The 6,605-nt window shown below is 63.5% G+C and carries 5 protein-coding genes; 3 read left to right on the top strand and 2 right to left on the bottom strand.

Features of this window, described 5'->3' with window-relative positions; translation table 11 throughout:
* Window positions 1-428 (bottom strand): 2-dehydropantoate 2-reductase N-terminal domain-containing protein (locus AC0L3P_RS28540; RefSeq protein ID WP_473307108.1); only part of this gene is annotated, 428 nt, incomplete at its 3' end.
* Window positions 429-621: 193 nt separating this feature from the next.
* Between AC0L3P_RS28540 and AC0L3P_RS28535 the strand changes: the two genes are divergently transcribed.
* From AC0L3P_RS28535 to AC0L3P_RS28525, 3 genes are all read left to right on the top strand, one after another.
* Entirely contained in the window at window positions 622-1,689 is a 1,068-nt protein-coding gene (locus AC0L3P_RS28535) for an acyltransferase family protein (RefSeq protein ID WP_473307106.1), read from the top strand.
* A 206-nt stretch (window positions 1,690-1,895) separates the two neighbouring features.
* Complete coding sequence (gene polA / locus AC0L3P_RS28530; RefSeq protein WP_473307104.1) at window positions 1,896-4,958, top strand: DNA polymerase I; 3,063 nt, start codon at window positions 1,896-1,898, stop codon at window positions 4,956-4,958.
* 260 nt (window positions 4,959-5,218) lie between these two features.
* Window positions 5,219-5,854, top strand: a complete 636-nt coding sequence (locus AC0L3P_RS28525) for a LysE family translocator (RefSeq protein ID WP_473307102.1) — start codon at window positions 5,219-5,221, stop codon at window positions 5,852-5,854.
* A 43-nt stretch (window positions 5,855-5,897) separates the two neighbouring features.
* Here AC0L3P_RS28525 and AC0L3P_RS28520 read toward each other — a convergent pair whose 3' ends face one another.
* A complete protein-coding gene (locus tag AC0L3P_RS28520) occupies window positions 5,898-6,524 on the bottom strand; it encodes a glutathione S-transferase family protein (RefSeq protein ID WP_473307100.1) in 627 nt (208 codons plus the stop codon).
* Between the last annotated feature and the right edge of the window lie 81 nt (window positions 6,525-6,605).

Genomic DNA, 6,605 nt, shown 5'->3' with positions numbered 1-6,605 from the left:
TCGGCCTTGGGGCTGGTTTCGCGGATGATGCGCTCGACCTCGTCGCCGGTGCCGACCGGTACGGTCGACTTGGTCACGACGACGGTGAAGCCGGACAGCGACTGCGCGATCTCTTTCGCGGCGGCATAGACGTAGGACAGATCGGCGTGACCGTCGCCGCGGCGCGAGGGCGTGCCGACCGCGATGAAGACAGCATCGGCATCCGCGACCGGCTTGGACAAATCGGTGGTGAACTCCAGCCGCTTGGCCTTGACGTTGGTCGCGACCAGTTCGTCGAGTCCGGGCTCGTAGATCGGTATCTCGCCGCGATGAAGCGCCGCGATCTTCTTCTCGTCCTTGTCGACGCAGATGACGTCGTGACCGAAATCCGCAAAGCAGGCCCCGGACACCAGTCCCACATAGCCCGTGCCGATCATAGCAATGCGCATGAAAAACCCTGTTTGGCTTGGTTAACGAAACCGCAATTCTAAGGCGGTTTAGCATTTTCCCGGGGGGAGGGAACAGCCCGCGTGCAAAAAACGGCACGGCAATTGTACCGGTTAAGAAATCGTAAGCCGCAAGGCGCCAAACTGCTCCGCGTTTACACAGATCCGGTCGGAACACGCCTCGAAAAGAGACACCATGGCACTATCAGGCACAATCGCCGCGAGCGGGGGACTCAAGGCCCCTTCCGCTACGCGTGTCGATTGGGTCGATTACGCCAAGGGCATCTGCATCGTCATGGTCGTGATGATGCATTCGGTGCTGGGGGTCGAGCTTGCTGCCGGCGAGACCGGCTTCATGCATGTCTTGGTGGCCTTCGCAAAGCCGTTCCGGATGCCGGATTTCTTCCTGATTTCGGGGCTGTTCCTGCCACTGGTGATCGACCGGGACTGGCGAACCTATCTCGACCGCAAGGTGGTGCATTTCGCCTATTTCTATGTCGTCTGGGTGACAATCCAGTTCGGCTTCAAGGCCCCCGCATTTGCAGCGGAAACGAGCTGGCGCGACGCCGGCTTGCTCTATCTGGAATCCTTCGTCGAGCCGTTCGGCACGCTGTGGTTCATCTACCTCCTGCCGATCTTCTTCGTCGTCACAAAACTGATACGGCGAATCCCGCCGCCCGCGATCTGGCTCATCGCGGCCGCACTGGAGACGGCGCGTGTCGCAACCGGCTGGACCGCGATCGACGAGTTCTGCGCGCGCTTTGTCTATTTCTATTCGGGCTATCTGTTCGCGCCCTACGTGTTCGCGCTGTCGGACCGCGCGCGCAATCATCCCGCATGGGCGCTGGCAGCGCTCGCGACATGGGCGCTGGTCAATGGAGGCCTGGTTATGCTCGGCGCCAGCGAGTGGCAATTCATATCGCTCGTGCTCGGCTTCGCCGGCGCCTGCGCCATCATCACGATGGGCACGCTGCTCGCGCGCGCGCAATGGCTGAACGTCTTCCGCTTCTGCGGCGAGCATTCGATCGTGATCTATCTCGCGTTCTTTCTGCCGATGGCGGCGACACGGACGCTACTATTGCGCACGGGCATCATTCCCGACATCGGTGCGGTGTCGCTGATCGTGACCATCGCCGGCATGATCGGAGCGCTCGCAATCTGGCAGATCGCTCTGCGCCTTGGTGGCAGTTTCCTGTTCGAGCGGCCCGATGCGTTCTGGATCGCGCCGAAGAAGACAAGCGCGGTGCTGCAGGCGGCGGAATAGCACGCTGTCGTCGCCCGGCTTGACCGGGCGACCCAGTACGCCGAGAGTCTGTGGTTCAGCCGATAAGCCGCAGTGTACTGGATTCCCCGCCTTCGCGGGGAATGACAGTGGGATGCGGGGAATGACAGTGGGGATAGCCGCTTCAGCAAGCCAAAAATCCCCCTCACAAGGCTGTCAAAGCCCGCAAAAATTCATACATTGCGGCCATGCCCAAGACATCTCCCAACACATCCCCGAAGACCGCCGCCAAAGCCGAAACCAAGCCCACTGCGGCGACAGCTGCTGCCAAGCCCGTCGCTGCGAAGGCGGCCGGCAAGGGCGACCATGTCTTCCTGGTCGACGGTTCCGGCTACATCTTCCGCGCCTATCACGCGCTGCCGCCGATGAACCGCAAGTCCGACGGCTTGCAGGTCAATGCCGTGCTCGGCTTCTGCAACATGCTGTGGAAGCTGTTGCGCGAGATGCCCGAGGACAACCGGCCGACGCATCTGGCGATCATCTTCGACAAGTCGGAAATCACCTTCCGCAACAAGATCTATCCTGAGTACAAGGCGCACCGGGCGCCGGCCCCGGACGATCTGATCCCGCAATTTTCACTGATCCGCGAAGCGGTACGCGCCTTCGACCTGCCTTGCCTGGAGCAGGTCGGCTTCGAGGCCGACGATCTGATTGCGACCTATGTGCGGCAAGCCTGCGAGCGCGGCGCGAGCGCGACGATTGTGTCCTCCGACAAGGACCTGATGCAACTCGTCACCGATTGCGTCACCATGTACGACACCATGAAGGACCGCCGCATCGGCATCCCCGAGGTGATCGAGAAGTTTGGCGTGCCGCCGGGGAAGGTGGTGGAAGTGCAGGCCCTGGCCGGCGATTCCACCGACAACGTGCCTGGCGTGCCCGGCATCGGCATCAAGACCGCGGCGCAGCTGATCGTCGAGTATGGCGATCTCGAGCAACTGCTGTTCCGCGCCACCGAAATCAAGCAGCCGAAGCGGCGCGAGGCGCTGATCGAGAACGCCGAGAAGGCGCGCATCTCGCGACAGCTCGTATTGCTCGACGACAAGGTCGACCTCGAAGTCCCGCTGGACGATCTCGCCGTCCACGAGCCCGATGCACGCAAGCTGATCGCGTTCCTGAAGGCGATGGAATTTTCCACGCTGACGCGCCGCGTCGCCGAGTTCTCTCAGATCGATCCGGCCAACGTCGATGCCGATCCGGGCTATTCCAGCGGCGCCAGCGTCTTCTCGCCGCTGCCGCCTTCGGACGTCGTGCCCGCCCCGGGAACCGGCGCGCCGGCGCAAATTCCGGCGGGCCAGCGCAACGCATCGGCGAGCAAGGAGGACAAGGCCGCGAGTCCGAAGGGCGCGCCGATCTCTCTCGCCGCCGCGCGCGAAGAGGCTTTGCGCAAGCTTCCGGTCGACCGGAGCAAGTACCAGGCCATCAAGACGCTCGCGGAATTGAACGCCTTCATCGCGCGCATCCATGATGCCGGCCATGTCGCGGTCGAGATCCGGGCAAACTCGATCGATCCGATGCGGGCCGATCTCTGCGGCATCGCGCTGGCGCTGGCGCCGAACGAGGCCTGTTACGTGCCGCTGGCGCACAAGCAGTCCGGCGGCGGCGCCGGACTGTTCGACGCCGGCCTCGCGCCCGATCAGGTCAGGCACGCCGATGCGATCGAGGCGCTGCGACCGGTGCTGGAATCGCCAGGCATTCTCAAGATCGGCTTCGACGTCAAGTTCACCGCGGTGATGCTGGCGCAGCACGGCATCACACTGCGCAACACCGACGATGCGCAGCTGATCTCCTACGTGCTCGACGCCGGCCGCGGCTCGCATGCGTTGGAGCAGCTATCCGAGCGCTGGTTCGGCCACGCCATGCTCAAGGAGAACGAGCTGCTCGGCAGCGGCAAGGGCAAGATCACGTTCGACCAGGTGCCGATCGACAAGGCCGCGGCGCTGTCGGCGGAAGGCGCCGACATGACCTTGCGCGTCTGGCGCGTGCTGAAACCGCGCCTTGTCGCCGAGCACATGACCACAGTCTACGAGACGCTGGAACGCCCGCTGGTCGCGGTGCTCGCACGCATGGAGCGGCGCGGCATCTCGATCGACCGTCAGGTGCTGTCGCGCCTCTCCGGCGACTTCGCCCAGACCGCGGCCCGTGTCGAAGCCGAGATCCAGCAGATCGCGGGCGAGCCCGTCAATGTCGGCAGCCCGAAGCAGATCGGCGATATCCTGTTCGGCAAGATGGGGCTGTCCGGCGGCACCAAGACCAAGACCGGCGCGTGGTCCACCACCGCTCAGGTGCTCGACGAACTCGCCGAGCAGGGCCACGACCTCCCGAAGAAGATTCTGGAGTGGCGCCAGGTCTCGAAGCTGAAATCGACCTACACCGACGCGCTGCCGACCTACGTCAATCCGCAGACCCACCGCGTCCACACGACCTACGCGCTGGCCGCGACCACGACGGGCCGGCTGTCGTCGAACGAGCCGAATCTGCAGAACATTCCGGTGCGCACCGAGGACGGCAGAAAAATCCGCCGTGCCTTCATCGCAACGCCGGGGCACAAGCTCGTCTCCGCCGACTATTCGCAGATCGAGCTGCGGCTGCTCGCCGAGATCGCGGACATTCCCGTGCTGCAGCAGGCGTTCCGCGACGGTCTCGACATTCACGCCATGACGGCATCGGAAATGTTCGGCGTGCCGATCAAGGGCATGCCGAGCGAAATCCGGCGCCGTGCCAAGGCGATCAATTTCGGCATCATCTACGGCATTTCGGCGTTCGGTCTCGCCAACCAGCTCGGCATCGCGCGCGAAGAAGCCTCCGCCTACATCAAGAAGTACTTCGAGCGCTTCCCCGGCATCCGCGCCTATATGGACGAGACGCGCGATTTCTGCCGGAGCCACGGCTATGTCACCACGCTGTTCGGACGGAAGATGTACTATCCCGACATCAAGGCTTCGAACGGCTCGGTGCGCGCCTTCAACGAGCGCGCCGCGATCAACGCCCGGCTCCAGGGCACCGCCGCCGACATCATCCGCCGCGCCATGACGCGGATGGAGGACGCCCTGGTCCAGAAGAAGCTGTCTGCGCAGATGCTGCTGCAGGTGCATGACGAACTGATCTTCGAGGTGCCGGACGCGGAGGTCGAGGCCACGCTCCCCGTCGTGCAGCACGTGATGCAGGACGCACCGTTCCCGGCCGTGCTGCTCTCGGTGCCGCTGCATGTCGATGCACGCGCGGCGAACAATTGGGACGAGGCGCATTGAAGCTAGGTCTTCACTACGCTCCTTCCAAACTTACAGTGTCGTCCCGGCGAAGGCCGGGACCCATACCCCCAAGAAGAAGTTTGAAGTGAGATTGTAGTTGGCAATCTTCGCCCAACTCGATCCTCGGCGTATGGGTCCCGGCCTTCGCCGGGACGACCTATAGAGAGAGACACGGATCGAATTGTCCTCCGTGCAATTGCGCGATGGCCCCACTGGGCCACGCATATTAGAACCATGCTGTCTCGCGCACCGGTTCAGCCATGCCCCACACCCCCGCCCTGCTCGGCTTCGCCCTCGTCTGCCTCGGCCTCGTGCTCACGCCCGGGCCGAACATGATCTACCTGATCTCGCGTTCGATCACGCAAGGGCCGGCGGCGGGCATCGTCTCGCTCGGCGGCGTGGCGCTCGGCTTCGTGTTCTACATGCTGTGCGCGGCGTTCGGCATCACGGCGCTGCTGCTCGCCGTTCCCTTCGCCTATGACGCGCTGCGCTTTGCCGGAGCCGGTTATCTGTTGTGGCTGGCCTGGCAGGCGGTGAAGCCGGGCGGTCGCTCGCCGTTCCAGGTGAAGCAGCTTGCGATCGACAGCCCGCGCAAATTGTTCGCAATGGGGTTCGTCACCAATCTGCTCAACCCGAAGATCGCGATGCTGTATCTCGCGCTGCTGCCGCAGTTCATCGATCCCACCGCCGGCAGCGTGCTGGCACAGTCAGTGGTGCTCGGCGCAATCCAGATCGCGATCAGTGTCAGCGTGAATGCGATGATCGCGCTCGCGGCAGGATCGATCGCGTTGTTTCTCGCAAGCCGGCCAAGCTGGATGTTGGTCCAGCGCTGGCTGATGGGCACGGTGCTGGCCGGGCTTGCGGTGCGAATGGCGGTCGAGGCGCGGAAGGTGTGATTTTCACCTCTCCCCGTAAGAACGGGGAGAGGGAGAAGAAAGATCAATCCAGCTTCGCCTCCATGCCCCGCTTGACCGCCGGACGTGCCATCAGGGCCTCGTACCAGCGCTTCACGTGGGGGAAGTCGGCCAGGTCAACCTTGTGGCGAGGGTGACGCCAGGCCCAGCCCAGGATGGCAAAATCGGCAACCGAGAGCTCGCCGGCGACGAAGTCGCGGGCCTCTAGCCGGCGGTCGAGGACGCCGTAGAGCCGTCGCGTCTCCGCCATGTAGCGCTTGAGGCCATAGGCGCGGTCCTGCTCGTTCTCGAGCGCGATGAAATGGTGCACCTGGCCCGGCATCGGCCCAAAACCGCCCATCTGCCACATCAGCCATTCATAGACGGGGATGCGGCCCAAAAGCGATTTCGGCAGGAATTTGCCGGTCTTTTCACCGAGATAAAGCAGGATCGCACCCGACTCGAAGATGCTGACGGGCTTGCCGCCGGGGCCATCGGGATCGAGGATCGCGGGAATCTTGTTGTTGGGCGAGAGCTTCAGGAACTCCGGCGCCATCTGTTCGCCCTTGCTGATATTCACCGGGATCACCTTGTAGGGCAGCCCCATTTCCTCCAGCGCGACCGAGATCTTGCGGCCGTTCGGCGTGTTCCAGGTGTGCAGCTCAATGGTCATTTGTCGCGTTTCCTTGCCCAGTCTTCTTGCCCCAGATATCCGGCATCCACCTACTCCAGAACGTTGCACCCCCACAACCGG

The organism is Bradyrhizobium sp. WSM4874, from assembly GCF_055811835.1.
This window is presented reverse-complemented; position numbering and strand designations above follow the sequence as displayed.

Bases quoted from the DNA above. Each gene is read 5' to 3' on its own strand.
- AC0L3P_RS28535 (WP_473307106.1), top strand. From the start codon at position 622: ATGGCACTATCAGGCACAATCGCCGCGAGCGGGGGACTCAAGGCCCCT.
- polA (WP_473307104.1), top strand. From the start codon at position 1,896: ATGCCCAAGACATCTCCCAACACATCCCCGAAGACCGCCGCCAAAGCC.
- AC0L3P_RS28525 (WP_473307102.1), top strand. From the start codon at position 5,219: ATGCCCCACACCCCCGCCCTGCTCGGCTTCGCCCTCGTCTGCCTCGGC.
- AC0L3P_RS28520 (WP_473307100.1), bottom strand. From the start codon at position 6,524: ATGACCATTGAGCTGCACACCTGGAACACGCCGAACGGCCGCAAGATC.